We start from the raw sequence: 16,961 nt of genomic DNA on the forward strand, positions 1-16,961 counted from the left end.
CCCCCTCAGGCTGATCGGTCAGACCAGGCCGGTGCTGGGCGGCGGCCGGTCGTTGAGCGCGTGGTCGCCGATGTACTGGATCTTGAGCCGGCGCGGGTCGTGCAGCGTGTGGGTGCGGGCGTTGCGCCAGTGCCGGTGCAGGTTCAGCGCGTCCGCCGCGCCCCTGGTTCCGACCAGCGCGAACACGTCGCTGGCCACGCTCACCGCCGCGGTGTCCGCCGCCGCGCGCGCCGCCGCGACCGCCACCGACGCCTCGGCCGCGCTGGTCGCCGTCAGCGAACGGCGGGCCGCGTCGATCGCGTCGCCGGCGTCGTGCAGCAGCGCCCTGGCCGCCCGCACCCGCAGCGCCAGCTCCCCGAAACCGTGGACGACCAGCGGGTCCTCGTGCGCCGACGGCGGGTCGAACTCCGCCCTGGGCCGGGCCAGCGTGCGGATCAGCTCCCGGCCGTCGCGCAGCGCCCGGTCCGCGATGCCCAGGTCGATCCCGGCGTGCAGGTAGTTGCCGAATGCGCCGAACACCTCCGGCCGCTCGAACACCTCCCCGATCGGCACCACCCACCGCGACGGGATCACCACCCGGTCGAACCGGACGGTCCCGCTGGCCGTGGTGCGCTGCCCCATCCCGGCCCAGTCGTCCACCACCGTCACGCCACGCGCGTCGGCCGGCACCCACGCGGCCACCAGCCGCCCGTCCGGGTCGTTGGCGTAGATCGGGATCCACGGGGCGAACAGCGCCCCCGTCGCGTAGTGCTTGGTGCCGTCGATCTCCACGTCGCCATTGGGTCGGGGCGAGAACCCGATGGCGAAGTCGCGGGCGGTGCGGGTGCCCCGCTCGGACAGCGCGTTGCCGAAGTGCCGCCCGGCGAGCACCTCGGCGGCGAAGAACTTCTGCTGCTCCTCGCTGCCCGCCTCGGTGAGCACCTGCACGAAGAAGTAGTGGTTCTGCGGGATCTGACCGACGCTGGCGTCCCCGGCGGACAGCACGGCCATCAGCTCGCCCATGGTGCGCGCGTCCAGGTCGGCGCCGCCGAACCGGGCCGGCACGGTGACCCCGAGCAGCCCGGACGCGGCCAGCTCGGCGACCTGCTCCCGGGGCAGCGTCCGGTTCGCGTCCCGCTCGGAGTCCCCGGCGGCCAGCCGCGCGGCGAACTCCCCCGCCACCTTCAGTGCCTGCGCCGCGTCGGTGATCACGGAGCCACCGCCTCGCGGTGCGCGAACCGGGCGCCCGGATGGTCGAGACGCAGCCGGACCTGCCCAGGCCCGTATAGCTCCTCGCGCAGCGTGTCGCCGGCGTACCCGGCGGGCAGCAGGCCGCGCCGGCGCAGCTCGGGCACCACCAGCTCGACCAGGTCCTCGAACGTGCCCGGGGTGATCGCGTAGGCCAGGTTGAACCCGTCCACGTCGGCCACGTCCACCCAGCGCTGCATCTCGTCGGCCACCGTGGCCGGGCTGCCCACCACCACGACGCCCATGCCGCCGATGCCGATCCACTCCGCGATGTCCCTCGGCGTCCAGTCCCGCTCCGGGTCCACGGTGGTGAACGCCTCCACCGCGCTGCGCACCGCGTCCGTCTCGGCGTAGCGCAGCGGCCGGTCCGGGTCCATCCGGGACAGGTCCAGCCCGCTCCAGCCGCCGTACAGGGTGAGCGCCCCCTCCAGGCTCACGTACCGGGCGTAGTCGCGGTACTTGGCCTGGGCCTCGGCGTCGGTGGGCGCGGTGATCACCGTCATCAGCGTGAAGAACTTGATCGAGCGCGGGTCGCGGCCCAGCTCCTCGGCGGTGGCGCGGGTGGCCGCGATCGAGCGGGCCAGGATCTCCGGGCGGGTCGCGGTGACGAAGATGCCCTCGGCGTGCGCGGCGGCGAACCGCCGGCCCCGGGGCGACGCGCCGGCCTGGAAGATCACCGGGGTGCGCTGCGGCGAGGGCTCGGTGAGCGCGATGCCCGGCACGTCGAAGTACCGGCCGCGATGCCCGATCGAATGCACCTTCGCCGGGTCGGTGTAGACGCCGGCGGCGCGGTCGAGCCGGACCGCGTCGTCCTCCCAGGAGCCCTCCCAGAGCTTGTACACCACCTCCATGAACTCGTCGGCCACGTCGTAGCGCCGGTCGTGCGGCACCTGGTGCTCCAGGCCGAGGTTGCGCGCGGCCGACTCCAGGTACGAGGTCACCACGTTCCAGGCGATCCGCCCGCCGGTGTAGTGGTCCAGGGTGGCGAACCGGCGGGCGAACGCGTACGGCTTCTCGTAGGTCAGCGAGACCGTCACGCCGAAGCCCAGGTGCTCGGTCACGGCGGCCATCGCGGGCACGGCCAGCGTCGGCTCCCCCACCGGGACCTGGATGCCGTCCCGCAGCGCCGGCTCCGGCCCGCCCCGGTAGACGTCGTAGAGCCCGAGCACGTCGGCGATGAACAGGCTGGTGAACCCGCCGCGTTCGAGCAGTCGGGCCAGGTCCGTCCAGTACCGCAGGTCCCGGTACCGGTGCGACCGGTCCTCCGGGTGGCGCCACAGGCCCGGTGCCTGGTGCCCGGCGCAGGTCATGTCGAACGCGTTGAGGTGGATGCGTCGGGGACTCACCGCACGGCTCCTTGGGACAGGCCGCCGACCAGGTGGCGCTGGGCGGCGACGGCGAGCAGGTACACGGGCACGATGGCCACCAGGGACGCGGCGGCCTGCTGTCCGAACTGGACGGTCCGGTCGCCCTGGAACAGCGACAGGCCCACGGTCAGCGTCTGCGACGACGGCGACTGGGCGAACGAGACGGCGAACAGGAACTCGTTGTAGGCCAGGAAGAAGCACACCAGGCAGGCCGCGACCAGCCCGGGCGCGATGAGCGGGAGCACCACCCGGCGGGCGCCGGCCGCGACGGACAGCCCGTCCACCCAGGCCGCCTCCTCGATCTCCACCGGCACCCGCCGCACGAACCCGTCCAGCAGCCACACCGCCACCGGCACGTTCGCCAGCCCGTTGACCAGCGCCAGCCCGAGCGCCGAGTTGGTCAGCCCGACGCCCTTGAGCAGGAAGTACAGCGGCAGCACCGCGACCACCGGCGGCGCGCAGTAGGCGGCGAGCAGCAGCGAGTAGAGCCGCCGCCCTTCTCCGCCACCCCGCGCCGTGACGTACGCCGTGGGCGCCGCGACCAGCGCGGTGAGCAGCGTGGCGCCGAGCGCGACCAGCCAGGAGTTGGCCAGCATGCCGGCCAGCGGGACGGTGTCGAACGCGGCCGGCCAGTTGTCCCACCGCACCCGCGACGGCAGCCAGCCGCCGTTCTGCACGTCCTCGGTGCCGCGCAGCGACAGCGACGCCAGGAACAGCACCGGCGTCACCGCGAGCACCGCCGCCACGCCGAGCAGCGCGCGGCTCACCCGTCCGCTCCCCGGACCCGCCTGGTGACCATCCCGGCCACCGCCAGCGCAACCCCCACCACGACGCCGAGCAGCAGCGTCTCGGCGGCCGCCGTGCCCACCTCGAAGCTGCCCCGGAACGCGGTGCGGAACACCTCGAACCCGGCCACCGTGGTCGACATTCCGGGCCCGCCCGCCGTCACCACCGCCACCAGGTCGAACACCTTGAACGCGATGACCAGCTCCAGGATCGCGGCGGCCAGCACGGACGGCGCTACCACCGGGCCGACCACCGAGACCAGCGAGCGCCACCGACCGGCCCCGTCCAGCGCCGCCGCCTCCCTCAGCTCAACGGGAACGCCCAGTAGCGCCGCGTACACCAGCAGCGTCACCAGCGGCGTCCACTGCCAGACGTGGATCAGCACCAGTGTGGCGAACGCCCCGGCGCCGCTGCCCAACGGGTTGAAGCCCGCGAACCCGAGCGCGGCCCACAGCGGCGCGAACGCCCCGCCGACCGGCGCCAGCATCAGCTTCCACGCCACCCCGACGGAGACCGGCGGCGTCACCATCGGCAACAACAGCACGGCGCCCACCAAACCGAACCGCCCGCCGCGCGCGTCCAGCGCCAACGCGCACGCCGCCCCGCAGCCCACGCTCAGCACGGTGGCCAGCACCGCGAACACCACCGACCGGGGCAGCGAGCCGGCGAACGCGACCGACTCGGCCGCCGCCACGAAGTTGTCGAACGCCGCGAACCCGCGCAGCGGCCGGGCCAGCGACGACTCGGTGAACGCCAGCGCGACCCCCACCACCGCCGGATAGCCGGCCGTGACCAGCAGTGATGTCACCGCCGGCGCGGCCATCCAGAGCGGCACCCGGGACCGGCTCATCCCAGCGCCCGTTCCCAGTTCTGCTGCGCGGTGGCCAGCGACCGCTCGACGCTCTGGGTGCCCTGGATGGCGAGCGCGAGCTGGTCGACCAGGTCCTGCAGGAGCTTCGGGGCGCGCTTGTCCTTCGGCCAGGCCAGTGGGTGGCCGGCCAGCGCGTCCCTGATCACCCCGGTGGCGCGTCCGGCGGCGCGCTCGTACTCGGCGGAGCCCAGGGTGCTGCGCCTGGCCGGGTCGATCCCGGAGCCCGCGGTGCTGGCCAGCAGGAGGTTGCGCGCCGGGTCGGTGGCCCAGGCGACGAACGCGGCGGCCTTGGCCTTGTCCCGCGCGGCCGTCGAGACGCCGAGCCCGAACCCGGCGTTGAGCGCCGTGCGGTGCTCGGTGTTGGCGCCGCCGACGGGCAGCGGCAGCACCCCCCACTGGTCGACGATCTTCGAGGACGACGGGTCCTGGGCCTTGAGCCCGAGGTCGGTCCAGGTGTCCAGCATCGCGGCCTGCCCGGACAGGAACGCCGAGTTGGCCTGGTCGAACCCGATCTGCAGCGGCGTCGGCAGCGCGTACGGGGCCACGTCCACCAGGTGCCGCAGCGCCGCTCGGGCCTCCTCGGAGTTCAGCCTCGGCGCGCCGTCCGGCCCGACCAGGCTGCCGCCGTACCCGGCCAGCCGGTTGATGAATGAGCAGCCCAGGATCATCGGCACCTGCTGGCCCTCGACCACGGCGCCGTACACGCTCCGGCCGCTGCGCTCGGTGATCGTCCGGGTGGCCGCGTCGTACTCGTCCCAGGTGTTCGGCGGCGCCACCCCGTACCGCTCGAACACCGCGCGGTTGTAGTACAGCACGTGCACGTCCCCGTCGAACGGGACGCCGTAGCGCCGCCCGCCCAGCAGCGTGCACGCGTCGTACACCGAGGGCAGGAAGTCTGTGGTGTCGACCGCGGCGAGGTAGTCGGTGAGGTCGACCAGCGCGCCCGCATCCACCAGCAGCCCGAGCCCGAAGTAGAAGTAGTCGAACACGTCGAACTGCCCGGCCCCGCCCTGCACGTCCAGGATCTGCTGGCTGGTCAGCTGGTCGTACGGCACGGCGGTGACGGTGAGCTGCCCGCCGAACTCGCGGGCGAACGCGGGCGCGAGCAACTGGGTGAACGCCTGCACGTGCGGCTGGTTGACCATCGCGCGGATGGTGGCGCCGCGCAGGTCGGCGGGCGGGCCGGCGGCGAGCGCGGTGCCCGATCCGGAGCCGGCGCACGCGGCCAGCGCGGCGAAGGCGCCGGCGCCGAGGCCGGCGTGGAGCAGCGAACGGCGGGACAGGGAAGGCATGCGGTCTCCTGACCGGCCGTGGCCGGTGGATGGGACGGGGGCTGGGTTTGCGTCAGCCCCGACAGACCGCGGTGCAGGTCAGGCAGAAGTCCACATGATGCCGCCGGACCAGCCGGGCACGGCGACGCTCGGGCGATGCCACCACGTTCGCCTCCCTCCGACCGGCCTGGGTTCCGCCCGATTCTTGGCCAAGTTGATGGATTTTGACAACCTTATGAACGCCGAGCGCGGCGTGCGTCACACGTGGTCCGCTGTGTGGCGTACAGTCTGCGCTGTTGGCGGCCCTTGATCGGACCTCGGACATGGCTGATTCCGCCCGTGTGGATGACCTCGCCGGGAAGCCCTTGGGGCAACGCATCCGCTACTTCCGCAACCAGGCCGGCATGTCACAGCGGGTCCTGGGAGACCGGGTGGGCCGCTCGGCTGAGTGGGTCAGGGCCGTCGAGGGTGGCCGCATCCTTGCGCCGCGACTGCCGATGCTGGTCCAGATCGCGGCCGTGCTCGGCGTCCGCGATGTCGCCCAGCTCGTCGAGGATTCGGGTGGTGTCCCGTCCGAGGCGTTTGCCGGTCCCCGCCACGCGGCGCTCTCGGAGGTCCAGGCCGCTCTTACCGACTATCGGATCACCAGCGACACTCGTCTCCCCAGCCTGACGCATCTCGCCATCCGGCTGCGCGATGCCTGGCGGGTCCGCCACTCCAGCCCAGACCATCGCACCCAGCTTGGCCTGCTTCTCCCCGACCTGATCCGCGACGCTCAGCGGGCGGCGCGCGGCCTGCGTGGGGACGAACGACGAGAGGCCCGCCGAACCTTGTCAGGCGTATACCAACTCGCTGACTTCTATGTGGCGTACCAACCCGCGCCGGAGTTGGTGTGGATGGTCGCGGACCGGGCGCTCACCGAGGGCCAGGAGGCCGACGATCCTTATGTCGCGGCCGGCGGTGCCTGGGCGATGGTCCAGGCACTCCGTGATGCCGGCCGCTGGGAAGAAGCGATCGCGCTGGCCACCGACGCCGCCGGGCAGCTCACCCCGTACCTGAGCAACGGCGCCCCCGACGACTGGCGTGGCATGGTCGGCGCCCTGGACTCCGAGATCGCGTACGTGTACGCCCGCCGGGGTCGGCACGGTGACGCCTGGGCATGGTGGGAGTGGGCCGATGGCTTCGCGCGTCGCCTCGGACCGGGGTATCGGCATGTGCAGTCATCGTTCTCCCAACCGGTGATGGCCGCGCACGCCGTCACCCTGGGCGTCGAGCTGCGGCGCCCCGGGGAAGCGCTACGGGCGGCCGACTCGCTCGACCCGGACACGATCCCTTCGCTCGCGCGCCGAAGCCGACACCTCATCGAGGTGGCACGCGCCCATCACCAGCGCGACGAACGAGCGGCGACGTGGGCCATGCTGAACCGCTCGGAACGCACCGCGCCGGAAACCATCAAGTACAACGGCTACGCACGCGAGATGCTGCTCGACCTGCGAGACCGGCCGCCCTCAGGGCTTCGCGACGACGTGCGCGACCTCTGCGAGAGAGTCGGCTTGAACGCGTAGCCCGACCGGGTGACGGTACAAGGTGTACTCACCCGACGTCATCTGCCCGGACTTCTACCTGGCTGACCTGGCGGTACGAGCGGATCATCCAGCGCGCACTGGTGGCGGAGCGGCGTCGTCGAGTCCGCTGACAGGAGGTGTCAGCGGATCCCGCTTAACGTCCGCGCATGCCTACGAACGACACCCGCGCCGTGGTGCACGAACTCCTGAACCGGATGGCCGGCGGCGACCCCGACCACACCGCCGCGATGTTCGCCGACAGCGTCGACTGGGCGGTGTCCTGGCCGCCCGGGGACCACCCGACGGTGCCGTGGATCCGGCCCCACCGCACCCCAACCGAGATGGCCGACCTGTTCCGCGAGCTGCGCGAGTACCACGTCCCCGAGCGCTACCGAGTGTCCACGCCAACGATCCTGGTGGACGGCCCGGACGCCGTCGTCCTGGCCGAGTTCGAGCAGACCTCCAGGGCCACCGGACGCTCGTTCACCTCGATGTTCGCGCTGCGCCTGACCGTCCGCGACGGCCAGGTCACGAGGTACCACGTCTACGAGGACAGCCTCGCCATCGCCCGCGCGCACGCCGGCTCCTGAAACAGCCCGACCCCGCCGCGCTCGAAGTCGAGCAGGTGCCGCTTGCGGTCCAGCCCGCCCCCGTACCCGGTGAGGTCGCCGTTCGCCCCGACCACCCGGTGACAGGGCACGATGATGCTGATCGGGTTCTTGCCGTTGGCCAGGCCGACCGCCCGCGCCGCCGTCGGCCGCCCGATCCGCTCGGCCAGCTCGGCGTAGGACACCGTCTCGCCGTACCCGATCTCCAACAGCCCGGCCCAGACCATCCGCTGGAACGGCGTGCCCTCCATCGCCAACGGCAGGTCGAACTCGGTCAACCGCCCCGCGAAGTACTCCTCCAACTGATCGATGACCTTGGTGAACGGCGTCGGGTCCGGCTCGCCGAAGGTCTCCTCCGCCGGCAGGTGCCGCTGCTTGTCCATATAGAGGCCGGCGAGGCCGCCGTCGGTGGCGACCAGGGTGAGCGGCCCGATCGGGCTGTCCACCACGGTGTGTACCCGGTGCGTCACGAGTCTGTCCCTTCTCAAGCGGGGAGCCGGTTGATGGCGTGGTCGCCGGTCGACCACAGGTACTGGACGGCGTAGGCCCGCCACGGGCGCCACGCACGGGAGTATGCGGTGAGCTCGGCGGCCGACGCGGGCAGCCCCAGGCCCTCGGCGGCGCGCCGGATGCCGAGGTCGGTCGGCGTGAACGCGTCCGGGTCGCCCAGCGCGCGCATCCCGATCGTCTCGATCGTCCACGGCCCGAACCCGGGCAGCTCGCCGAGCTGGGCGCGGGCACGCTCCCAGTCGCTGCCCACGCTCAGGTCGATCTCGCCGCCGGCCAGCGCGCCGATCAGCGTGGTGAGCGTCCTGCGGCGGGTCTTCGGCATGGCCAGCCGCTCCGGGTCCAGCGCCGCCAGCGTCGCCATGTCCGGGAACAGATGGGTCAGCCCGCCGCCAGGGTCGGCCACCGGTTCGCCGTGCTCGACGACCAGACGTCCGGCCAGCGTACGGGCGGCCGCCGTGGACACCTGCTGGCCGAGCACGGCGCGCACCGCGAACTCGGCGGGGTCCACCGTGCGGGGCACCCGCCGGCCGGGGTTCTTGTTCACCACCGGCGCGAGCACGGCGTCCTCGCGGAGCAGGTCGTCGACGGCGACCGGGTCGGCGTCCAGGTCCAGCATCCAGCGGCAGCGGTTGATCGCGGTGGACAGGTCGCGCAGGTCGGTCAGGGTCAGCCGGCAGTCGATGTACTCCGGCAGCGGGCGCAGGGTGGCGATGCCGTGCCCGTGCGGCAGGCGCAGGGTGCGCCGGTAGGCCTTGTCGCGCCACTCCTCCACGCCGGGCACGGACGTCGCGATCAGGTGGCCGAACAGGTTGTCCGGGCACATCGGCTGGCGGAACGGCAGGCGCAGGGACAGCGAGCCGGACGTGGCCGCCGGGGTGCCCCGGGCCGCGCGCGCCCGCAGCTCGCTCGGCGTGAGGTGGAAGATCTCGCGGACGGTGTCGTTGAACGTCCGCACGCTCGCGAAGCCGGAGGCGAACGCGATGTCGCCCATCGGCACGGTGGTGGTCTCGATCAGCAGCCGCGCGGTCTGGCCGCGCTGCGCCCGAGCCAGCGCGAGCGGCCCGGCGCCGAGCTCGGCGAGCAGTTGGCGCTGGATCTGCCGGACGCTGTAGCCCAGCCGCGCGGCCAGCCCGGCGACGCCGTCGCGGTCCACCACGCCGTCGGCGATCAGCCGCATCGCCCTGGCCACCACGTCGGCCCGCTCGTTCCACAGCGGCGAACCGGGGCTTGCGTCCGGGCGGCACCGCTTGCAGGCCCGGAACCCGGCCTGTTGCGCGGCGGCCGCGCTCGGGTAGAAGCGCATGTTCTCCGGCTTGGGCGGCACCACCGGGCAGCTCGGCCGACAGTAGATGCGGGTCGTCAGGACGGCCGTGTAGAACCACCCGTCGAACCGGGCGTCCTTGGACTGGACGGCCCGCACACAGCGCTCTCGGTCCTCGTGCATGTTCCCAGCATCACCGCTGACCGCCGCCGTGGCTGGCGAAAATGCGACACCACCCGAAGGTGGCGTCGAGGCCGGGCTACCCGGCGGTCTGGTCGTCGGTGGCCGCCTCGGGCGCGTTCTTCTTCACCGACTCGATGCCGTTGATGGCGGATCTCTTGGACTTGTAACCCTCGCCGCCGGTGGCGATGACGTTGCCGTTGCTGTGCCGCAGGCGCCACCGGAACTCACCGGAGCGATCCTTGTACACCTCGAACGTGGCGGAGGCCATGGTGACACCCACTCTCGTCGGTTATGTGATCTTTTATCACGTAAGCGCACAGTAGCGGCTGTGATCACATTCTGACCAGTCTTGGTATCCGGTTAACCCTCCAATGGGCGGTGGGTGACTACCCGAGCCGCACCACGTCGGCGAGCACGACCTCGGGCTCCGGGAGCCGGTCCCCGGCCGGGCTGTCGTACACCACCAGCAGCCGGGGATCGCCGTCTCCGGGCAGCAGCGCGATGCCCTCGGCGTGGTCGTCGCCGTCCCCGTACGGCAGCTCCAGCTCGACGGTCAGCTCGTCGCCCCTGGCCACCTCGGGGGCGTCGGCCACTGCGGCGTCGTGCCAGCGGTAGACCCGGACCGGGCCGTCCAGGTCCATCGAGGGGCCGGCCAGCACCAGCAAGTCGGAGCCGTGCGGGCACAGGTCGCGCACGCCGAGGCCACCGAGGTCCAGGAAGTGCTTGCGGTAGCGGTTTGCGCCGTCGACGCGGCCCAGCCGCAGCCGGCCCGGCCCGTCCTCGACCGGGTCCAGCTCCAGCACCACCGCGAACCCGCGCAGCACCGGCCCGCGCAGCCCGATGTAGAGCGACTCGCCGTGCACCGCCAGGCCCTCGACGTCGAGCCCGTTGTCCTTCGCCGGGATGGCCAGGAACGGTGCCAGGTGCTCGTCGTCGGCCAGCTCCTCGGCCAGGTGCCGCTCCCCCGGCCCGCCGAGCAACGCCGAGGTGCGGCCGTCCTCGGTCCGCCGGACCAGCTCCGGCAGCCCGCCGGCCCCGTCCTGGACGGCCAGGCGGGCGATCACGAACCGGTTGCGTTCGAAGCGCACCTTGCCCAGCCGGCGGATCGCCTTGGCGTCGTCGTGGGCGTCCTTGACCCGCTTGCGCACCAGGCTGTGCGAGCCGGTCGCCCAGAGGTACCCGCCGACGCGGGCCAGCCCCTCGATGTCCGCCTCCTCGTCGGGCGGGCCGGGCAGCTCGACCAGGTCGGCCAGCCGGAACTCGCGCTGGTCTCCGTAGCCGGACCCGACCGGGCTCAGCCGCTCCACGGTGGCCGTCTCGTCGCCGGCGAGCCACAGGCAGCGGCCGTCCGATCGGACCGCCGAGAGGTTCACGTGCGTCTGGGCGGCCACCGCGTCAGGGTGGAACCGCAGCGGCACCCGCCGTTCGATCTGCATGCTCCGTTTGTACGTGGTGCGGGGGCCGGCGCGCCGCTGTTTACGCGACCGAGGCGCCCTGCCCCACCGGCGCGCGGGCGAACTCGACGCCCTCGTCCTCCACCGACCCGTGCCGCAGCAACAGCACGTCGCGCGGGTAGTTCTGGTGCAGCCGCCAGGGCGCCGAGGCGCCCTGCTTGGGCATCTTGTCCAGGCCACGCCGCACGTAGCCGGACTTCAGGTCGATCAGCGGCTCGCGGGCCGGCGAGGTCGGCTCCAGCGGGGTGACGGACCGGTAGCCGTGCGCGTCCATGTGCTTGAGCAGCCGGCACACGTACTCGGCGACCAGGTCGGCCTTGAGCGTCCAGGACGCGTTGGTGTAGCCCAGCGTGTACACGAAGTTCGGCACACCGGAGAGCATCATGCCCTTGTATGCCACTGTCTTCGGCAGCTCCACGTCGGCGCCGTCCACGGTCAGCGTCACGCCGCCCATCGCGACCAGGTTCAGCCCGGTCGCGGTGACGATGACGTCCGCCTCCAGCTCGGTGCCCGAGGTCAGCCGCACGCCGCGCTCGGTGAACCGCTCGATCCGGTCGGTCACCACCGAGGCCCGGCCGCGCTTGATCGCCTTGAGCAGGTCGCCGTCGGGCACGAAGCACATCCGCTGGTCCCACGGGTTGTACGTGGGCGTGAAGTGGGTGTCGACGTCGTAGCCGGCCGGCAGCTGCGCCCGCAGGCCCTTGCGCAGCAGCCGTTTGACCAGGTCGGGCTTGCGGCGGCTGAGCTGGAACAGCAGCATCATGCGGAACATGTTCATCCACCGCACGGCCGCGTACGCGGTCTTGGTCGGCAGCAGCCGGCGCAGCCGTTCGGCGGCCGGGTCGACCGACGGCAGCGACAGCACGTAGCTGGGCGAGCGCTGCAGCATGGTCACGTGGCCGGCGGTGTCGGCCATCGAGGGCACCAGGGTGACCGCCGTCGCGCCGCTGCCGATCACCAGCACGCGCTTGCCGCTGTAGTCCAGGTCCTCCGGCCAGTGCTGCGGGTGCACCACCTGGCCGGCGAAGTCCTCGATGCCCTCGAAGTCCGGGGTGTAGCCCTGGTCGTAGCGGTAGTAGCCGGAGCAGGCGAACAGCAGCGAGCAGGTGAACCGCACCGTCTCGCCGGTGTCCGCGCGCAGCGCCTCCACCGTCCAGCGGGCGTGCTTCGACGACCACTCCGCGCGCACCACCCGGTGGCCGAACCGGACCTCGCGGTCGATCCCGTACTGGCCGGCGGTCTCGCGCACGTAGTCGCGGATCGAGTCGCCGTCCGCGATCGCCTTGGCCTGGGTCCACGGCTTGAACGAGTAGCCGAGGGTGAACATGTCCGAGTCCGAGCGGACGCCCGGGTACCGGAACAGGTCCCAGGTGCCGCCGATCGCGTCCCGCGCCTCCAGGATCGTGAAGGTCTTGCCGGGGCATGCGCGCCGCAGGTGGCAGGCGGCGCCGATGCCGGACAGCCCGGCCCCGACGATCAACACGTCCACGTGTTCCTCGGCCATCTGGTGTCCCATCTCGGCGGGTGACTGGCTCTCCGCCAAGCTATCAACACGGTGTCGACTGAGTCAACGCCGTGTTGAGTGACGGCCGCCGGGCGGATAGGGTACGGACCGTGACGCAGCCATCCGCCCAGCCATCCGTCGCCGACAGGACGCGGCATTCGCGGGCCAGGCGCGCGTCCCGCCCGTCCGGGGACGAACGCGAGCAGGCGATCCTGGCCACCGCCGAGCGCCTGCTCGCCGACCGTCCGCTCGGCGAGATCTCCATCGACGAGCTGGCGCGCGGCGCCGGGATCTCCCGTCCGACGTTCTACTTCTACTTCGAGTCCAAGGACGCGGTGCTGCTCACGCTGCTGGAACGGGTGGTCGCCGAGGCGGACCGGGCCGCGTTCGACGTCCCCCCGCAGCGCGCCGACGACCGGGCGGCCGCCTGGCGTGACGCGATCAACGTCTTCTTCACGACGTTCCGGGCGCATCGCGCCGTGGCGGTGGCCAGCGCTCAGGCGCGGGCCACGAACGTGGAGGTCCGCCAGCTGTGGACCAAGGTCATGGAGCACTGGGTGCAGCGCACCGAGGAGGCCATCCAGGCCGAACGCGACCGGGGCGCCGCGCCCGCCGGCATCCCCGCGCGCGAGCTGGCCATCTCGCTGAACCTGATGAACGAGCGGGTCATGTACGCGACGTTCGCCGCCGAAGAACCGTCCGTACCCGAACCCCACGTGGTCGACACCCTGCTCCACGTCTGGCTGACCAGCATCTACCAACCCGTGAGTGGCTAGGGCCGCCTTAGCGGCCCTAGCCACTCACGGGTCTGCTCGGGCGAAACCGGGGCCGGGCTTGGGGCGTACCTCGTGTGCGGCGAGCGGCCTGCCGCAGCTCGGGCAGTACAGCGCCTGGGTGATCTCGTTGTCGCAGGCGGCGTGGGTGAACACCGCCGGCGGGCCATTAGGCGCCGCCCATCTGTCGCCCCATCTGGTCAGCGCCACGATCGCCGGGAGCAGGTCGTAGCCCTTCTCGGTGGGCAGGTACTCGTGGTGGTCGGGGTGCTCGGAGTATCGGCGTCTGGTCAGCAGGCCCTCGCGGACCAGCAGGTCGAGCCGGGCGGACAGGACGTTCTTGGCCACGCCGAGGCTGGCCTGGAACTCGCCGAAGCGGGTCAGGCCGCGCAGCAGCGAGTCCCGGAGCAGGAGCAGGGTCCAGCGCTCGCCGACGACCTCCAGCGCGCGGGCGGCCGAGCAGTTCTGCCCCTCGTACGTCCGTCCGAGCATGCCGTCAGCTTACTGGTTGCATCACAGGACCACGGTTCGCCAGAATGGTGGTCCTTTCATGCAACCTCGGTTGGTCAGGAGCGACGATGAGCGGAACCGCGACTTTCGACGAGGCGGGCTACCGGGCGGAGATGCGGGCGGACTGGGACGCGGCGGGTGCCGAGATCGTGGAGTACGTCGACGATCTGGAGAGCGGCCTCGGCCTCGTCAGCCGGCGGTTGATCGAGCTCGCGGGGCTTCGGCCCGGGCAGACGGTGCTCGACCTGGGGACCGGCTACGGCGAGCCGGCACTGGGCGCGGCGCGGGCGGTGGGGCCGAGCGGGCGGGTCATCGGGGTGGACCTCTCGCCGGTCATGATCGAGGTTGCCCGTCGCCGGGCGGCCGGGCTGGGCAACGTCGAGTTCGAGGCGGCGGACTTCGGGGCGGTGGCGCGCGCGGACGGTTCGGTCGACGCGGTGCTCTCCCGGTTCGCCCTGATGCTGGCCACCGACCGGACCCGGCTGTTCGAGGGCTGCGCCCGGATGCTCGTCCCCGGTGGGGTGCTCGCCGCGGCGGTGTGGGGTCCGCCGACGGCGAACCTGTTCGTGACCGGGCTGGTCGCCCTCACCCGCGAGCTGGGGCTGCCGAGCCCGCCGCCCGACCGGCCCGGGGCGTTCGCCCTGTCGTCGTCCGAGCTGATCGTCGAGGAGCTGCGGGCGGCCGGTTTCGCCGAGGTGGACGTCGAGGAGCTGGTGGTGCCCTTCCGGTTCGCCGACGCCGCGCGTTACGCGGGGTTGACCCAGGTGGTCATGCCGCGCGGGCTGCACAGGCTGGCGGTCCAGCGGCTCGGCTCCGAAGACGCGCTGCGGGAGCTGTTCGAACGCGCCGCCGCCGCGCACCTGGACCCCGACGGGTCACTGCCGTTGCCCTCGCTCGCCTACTGCGTCCGCGCTCACACCTGACCCTTGCGCCCCACCAGGTGGAAGACGCGGCTGAGCTGGCGGTAGGGGTCTCGTCGGCTGGCCTCCAGCTCGACCTCGGCCGTCGCCGCCACCTGCCGTGAGTCGCTCGCGTCCAGCTCGGCGCCGCTGAACTCCAGCCAGTCGACGAACAGCCACACCCCGTACCAGCGCACCGGCTCCACGCCCCGGTCGCGTATCAGTTCGCTGACCTCGTCGACGGTGTCGGCCCGGCCCGGCACGCCGAGCACCCCGATCTCGGTCCTGGCGTCGAACGAGGCCAGCGCGTCGTCCCAGCGCCGCTCCAGCGCCGGGCGCACCGCCGACGCGTCGGCGTTGCCCGTCATGATCGAGACGATGCCGCCGGCGGCGGCGCACCGGCACAGCTGGTCCACCATCGGCTCCGGCCGCTCGAGGTACCCGAGCACGCCGTGGCACAACACGGCGGCGAAGCGCCGGCCGTCCACCGCCTCGTCGGCCCTCTCGCCGTCGGCCTCCACCAGCGTCACCCGCCGCCGGGCCTGCTCGGGCAGCCGCGCCAGGCGCTGGCTCGCCTTGTCCAACATCGCCGGCGAGGAGTCCAGCAATGTCACGTCGTAGCCGGCCCTGGCCAGCGGAAACGACTGATGACCCGCGCCGCCGCCGACGTCGAGCACGGACGCGGGCTGCACCGGCAGGTGCTCCAGCAGGTGCCGGTGCATCACGTAGGTCCGCACGTGTCCCTTCACCGAGGCGTAGGCCTCGTCGGCGAACTGGTCGGCCAGCGCGGCCCAGGCGTCCTCGCTCACCGTGCCACGTTAACAGTAAGTAGTTAGTAACAAGTAACTTAGCCGTCATGACTGCGCGCATGAGCGGACATGAACGGCGATCCCAGGTGCTGGGGATCGCCGCCGGAGAGTTCGCGAACCATGGACTCCACGGCGCGTCGACCGAGGCGATCGCGCGCGAGGCGGGCATCACGCAGGCCTACGTGTTCCGGATGTTCGGGACCAAGAAGGCGCTGTTCCTGGAGCTGGTCGGCGCGGCCTTCGACCGTTTCAGCGACGGCATGTCGCGGGCGGCCCGAGGTGAGAAAGGCCTGAGCGCGCTGACGCTCATGGGCGCGCAGTACTACGAGATGCTGGCCGACCGCACCACGCTGTTGTTGCAGTTGCAGGGGTTCGCCGCGTGCGGTGACAGCGAGGTTCGTGACCTGGTGCGGACGCGGGTCGGCCGCATGTGGGACACGGTCGCCGACACCGCGGGGCTGGACCCGGTGACGGTGAAGTCGTTCCTCGCGTTCGGCATGCTGCTCAACAACGTGGCCGCGCTCGACGTCGGCGAGCTGGACGAACCGTGGGCCAAGGGCGTCCGCACCCGTATCCGTCCGGGGCTGTTCGAACACATCACCGCCGAGACCAACCGGTGAGGGTCAGGCGGACGGCAGCGGCGGGGGGTCGGCGAGCAGGCCGGCGATGGCGTGCACCCAGGTGGCGACCAGGGCGTCGTCGTCGACGGCGAACGTGGTGACGCCCAGCACCGTGCCGGTCAGCCGGGAGGACAGCAGCGCGCCGAGGCCCAGGGTGGCGATCGCGTTCGCCTGGTGCTCGGACAGGTTCGGCGCGCCGCGTTCGCGCAGCCACTCGGCGAACTCCGCGTAGCTGCTGCTGATCATCTTGTCCACGGCGGTGGTGAGCAGCTCGGGGCGCTGGCGGGCCTCCGCGACCAGGATCCGCAACAGCACCGCCTCCCCGTCCAGCTCGGCCAGCACATAGCGGGCGGCCATGGTCAGCTCGGCGCGCAGGTCGCCGAGGCCGCCGAACAGCCGCCGGATGTCGCGCAGCGCGTCCAGGCGGGCCAGGTGGCGCTCGATCCCGGCCTCCAGCACGGCCTGCTTGGACGGGAAGTGGTGGTAGAGCCCGCCGGCGCCGGGGGTGAGCCCGGACGCCTCCTCGATCGCGGCCACGCTGGTGCCGCGATAGCCGCGCTCGCCGAACAGCCGCACGGCCGCGTCCACGATGCGCTCGCGGGTGGGGGTTGACACGTTCGCCACGGCCTAAGTAAACACTGAGGTGTCACCAGCATCAAGTGAGAGAGTGTCAGTTATGGCTGATCTGGGCTCATCGGACCGAGAGCGGGACGCCCGTCCGATCACCACCGGTCGGGTGCGGC

18 protein-coding genes are annotated in these 16,961 nt (G+C 72.3%); 5 read left to right on the plus strand and 13 right to left on the minus strand.

What is annotated here, in order from left to right; translation table 11 throughout:
• Positions 1 to 18: 18 nt before the first annotated feature.
• The 5 genes from N912_RS0102700 to N912_RS0102720 are packed head-to-tail and all read right to left on the minus strand — an operon-like array spanning position 19 to position 5,543.
• A complete protein-coding gene (locus N912_RS0102700) occupies positions 19 to 1,191 on the minus strand; it encodes an SfnB family sulfur acquisition oxidoreductase (RefSeq protein ID WP_028921210.1) in 1,173 nt (390 codons plus the stop codon).
• Positions 1,188 to 2,573, minus strand: a complete 1,386-nt coding sequence (locus tag N912_RS0102705) for an LLM class flavin-dependent oxidoreductase (protein ID WP_028921211.1) — start codon at positions 2,571 to 2,573, stop codon at positions 1,188 to 1,190. Before N912_RS0102705 ends, N912_RS0102700 begins: the two co-directional genes overlap by 4 nt.
• On the minus strand, positions 2,570 to 3,361 hold the full coding sequence (locus N912_RS0102710) for a carbohydrate ABC transporter permease (protein WP_028921212.1): 792 nt from the start codon (positions 3,359 to 3,361) through the stop codon (positions 2,570 to 2,572). Before N912_RS0102710 ends, N912_RS0102705 begins: the two co-directional genes overlap by 4 nt.
• A complete protein-coding gene (locus tag N912_RS0102715) occupies positions 3,358 to 4,230 on the minus strand; it encodes a carbohydrate ABC transporter permease (protein WP_028921213.1) in 873 nt (290 codons plus the stop codon). The genes N912_RS0102710 and N912_RS0102715 overlap by 4 nt, the downstream gene beginning before the upstream one ends.
• Positions 4,227 to 5,543, minus strand: coding sequence for an ABC transporter substrate-binding protein (locus N912_RS0102720; protein ID WP_028921214.1), 1,317 nt, complete (start codon positions 5,541 to 5,543; stop codon positions 4,227 to 4,229). The genes N912_RS0102715 and N912_RS0102720 overlap by 4 nt, the downstream gene beginning before the upstream one ends.
• A 302-nt stretch (positions 5,544 to 5,845) precedes the next feature.
• On the opposite strand from N912_RS0102720, the gene N912_RS0102725 reads away from it, so the two are divergent.
• Together N912_RS0102725 and N912_RS0102730 are read left to right on the plus strand one after the other, a co-directional pair.
• Entirely contained in the window at positions 5,846 to 7,087 is a 1,242-nt protein-coding gene (locus N912_RS0102725) for a helix-turn-helix domain-containing protein (RefSeq protein ID WP_051579488.1), read from the plus strand.
• 167 nt (positions 7,088 to 7,254) lie between these two features.
• Entirely contained in the window at positions 7,255 to 7,677 is a 423-nt protein-coding gene (locus N912_RS0102730; RefSeq protein WP_028921216.1) for a nuclear transport factor 2 family protein, read from the plus strand.
• Here N912_RS0102730 and N912_RS0102735 read toward each other — a convergent pair.
• The 5 genes from N912_RS0102735 to N912_RS0102755 all read right to left on the minus strand — a co-directional run bounded on the left by N912_RS0102735 (position 7,632) and on the right by N912_RS0102755 (position 12,607).
• Positions 7,632 to 8,165: a methylated-DNA--[protein]-cysteine S-methyltransferase gene (locus N912_RS0102735; RefSeq protein ID WP_028921217.1), complete on the minus strand. Its 534-nt coding sequence runs from the start codon at positions 8,163 to 8,165 to the stop codon at positions 7,632 to 7,634. The two genes, N912_RS0102730 and N912_RS0102735, sit on opposite strands and share 46 nt — an antisense overlap.
• Before the next feature lie 14 nt (positions 8,166 to 8,179).
• Entirely contained in the window at positions 8,180 to 9,649 is a 1,470-nt protein-coding gene (locus N912_RS0102740) for an AlkA N-terminal domain-containing protein (RefSeq protein ID WP_028921218.1), read from the minus strand.
• A gap of 76 nt (positions 9,650 to 9,725) precedes the next feature.
• Positions 9,726 to 9,917, minus strand: a complete 192-nt coding sequence (locus N912_RS0102745; protein WP_028921219.1) for an HVO_2922 family protein — start codon at positions 9,915 to 9,917, stop codon at positions 9,726 to 9,728.
• A 118-nt stretch (positions 9,918 to 10,035) separates the two neighbouring features.
• Positions 10,036 to 11,085 (minus strand): DUF3616 domain-containing protein, encoded by a 1,050-nt coding sequence (locus tag N912_RS0102750; RefSeq protein WP_028921220.1) that lies wholly within the window; start codon positions 11,083 to 11,085, stop codon positions 10,036 to 10,038.
• Positions 11,086 to 11,125: 40 nt separating this feature from the next.
• On the minus strand, positions 11,126 to 12,607 hold the full coding sequence (locus tag N912_RS0102755) for a flavin-containing monooxygenase (protein ID WP_028921221.1): 1,482 nt from the start codon (positions 12,605 to 12,607) through the stop codon (positions 11,126 to 11,128).
• Positions 12,608 to 12,717: 110 nt separating this feature from the next.
• On the opposite strand from N912_RS0102755, the gene N912_RS0102760 reads away from it, so the two are divergent.
• Positions 12,718 to 13,383: a TetR/AcrR family transcriptional regulator gene (locus tag N912_RS0102760; protein WP_028921222.1), complete on the plus strand. Its 666-nt coding sequence runs from the start codon at positions 12,718 to 12,720 to the stop codon at positions 13,381 to 13,383.
• A gap of 24 nt (positions 13,384 to 13,407) precedes the next feature.
• Here the strand turns inward: N912_RS0102760 and N912_RS0102765 are convergent, their stop codons facing one another.
• On the minus strand, positions 13,408 to 13,872 hold the full coding sequence (locus N912_RS0102765; RefSeq protein WP_028921223.1) for a winged helix-turn-helix transcriptional regulator: 465 nt from the start codon (positions 13,870 to 13,872) through the stop codon (positions 13,408 to 13,410).
• A gap of 86 nt (positions 13,873 to 13,958) precedes the next feature.
• On the opposite strand from N912_RS0102765, the gene N912_RS0102770 reads away from it, so the two are divergent.
• Positions 13,959 to 14,813 (plus strand): class I SAM-dependent methyltransferase, encoded by an 855-nt coding sequence (locus N912_RS0102770; protein WP_028921224.1) that lies wholly within the window; start codon positions 13,959 to 13,961, stop codon positions 14,811 to 14,813.
• Here the strand turns inward: N912_RS0102770 and N912_RS0102775 are convergent.
• A complete protein-coding gene (locus N912_RS0102775; protein WP_028921225.1) occupies positions 14,804 to 15,598 on the minus strand; it encodes a methyltransferase in 795 nt (264 codons plus the stop codon). The genes N912_RS0102770 and N912_RS0102775 overlap by 10 nt on opposite strands.
• A 47-nt stretch (positions 15,599 to 15,645) precedes the next feature.
• Between N912_RS0102775 and N912_RS0102780 the strand changes: the two genes are divergently transcribed.
• The gene (locus tag N912_RS0102780; RefSeq protein WP_245645161.1) at positions 15,646 to 16,218 is read left to right on the plus strand and encodes a TetR/AcrR family transcriptional regulator; all 573 of its coding nucleotides are present in this window, start codon (positions 15,646 to 15,648) and stop codon (positions 16,216 to 16,218) included.
• Positions 16,219 to 16,221: 3 nt separating this feature from the next.
• Here N912_RS0102780 and N912_RS0102785 read toward each other — a convergent pair whose 3' ends face one another.
• A complete protein-coding gene (locus N912_RS0102785) occupies positions 16,222 to 16,842 on the minus strand; it encodes a TetR/AcrR family transcriptional regulator (protein ID WP_211261111.1) in 621 nt (206 codons plus the stop codon).
• Between the last annotated feature and the right edge of the window lie 119 nt (positions 16,843 to 16,961).

The sequence above is a fragment of the Actinospineispora acaciae DSM 45401 genome (assembly GCF_000620785.1).
GTDB lineage: Bacteria > Actinomycetota > Actinomycetes > Mycobacteriales > Pseudonocardiaceae > Pseudonocardia > Pseudonocardia acaciae.

Bases quoted from the DNA above. Each gene is read 5' to 3' on its own strand.
- N912_RS0102715 (WP_028921213.1), bottom strand. From the start codon at position 4,230: ATGAGCCGGTCCCGGGTGCCGCTCTGGATGGCCGCGCCGGCGGTGACA.
- N912_RS0102720 (WP_028921214.1), bottom strand. From the start codon at position 5,543: ATGCCTTCCCTGTCCCGCCGTTCGCTGCTCCACGCCGGCCTCGGCGCC.
- N912_RS0102725 (WP_051579488.1), top strand. From the start codon at position 5,846: ATGGCTGATTCCGCCCGTGTGGATGACCTCGCCGGGAAGCCCTTGGGG.
- N912_RS0102730 (WP_028921216.1), top strand. From the start codon at position 7,255: ATGCCTACGAACGACACCCGCGCCGTGGTGCACGAACTCCTGAACCGG.
- N912_RS0102740 (WP_028921218.1), bottom strand. From the start codon at position 9,649: ATGCACGAGGACCGAGAGCGCTGTGTGCGGGCCGTCCAGTCCAAGGAC.
- N912_RS0102745 (WP_028921219.1), bottom strand. From the start codon at position 9,917: ATGGCCTCCGCCACGTTCGAGGTGTACAAGGATCGCTCCGGTGAGTTC.
- N912_RS0102750 (WP_028921220.1), bottom strand. From the start codon at position 11,085: ATGCAGATCGAACGGCGGGTGCCGCTGCGGTTCCACCCTGACGCGGTG.
- N912_RS0102755 (WP_028921221.1), bottom strand. From the start codon at position 12,607: ATGGCCGAGGAACACGTGGACGTGTTGATCGTCGGGGCCGGGCTGTCC.
- N912_RS0102765 (WP_028921223.1), bottom strand. From the start codon at position 13,872: ATGCTCGGACGGACGTACGAGGGGCAGAACTGCTCGGCCGCCCGCGCG.
- N912_RS0102770 (WP_028921224.1), top strand. From the start codon at position 13,959: ATGAGCGGAACCGCGACTTTCGACGAGGCGGGCTACCGGGCGGAGATG.
- N912_RS0102780 (WP_245645161.1), top strand. From the start codon at position 15,646: ATGACTGCGCGCATGAGCGGACATGAACGGCGATCCCAGGTGCTGGGG.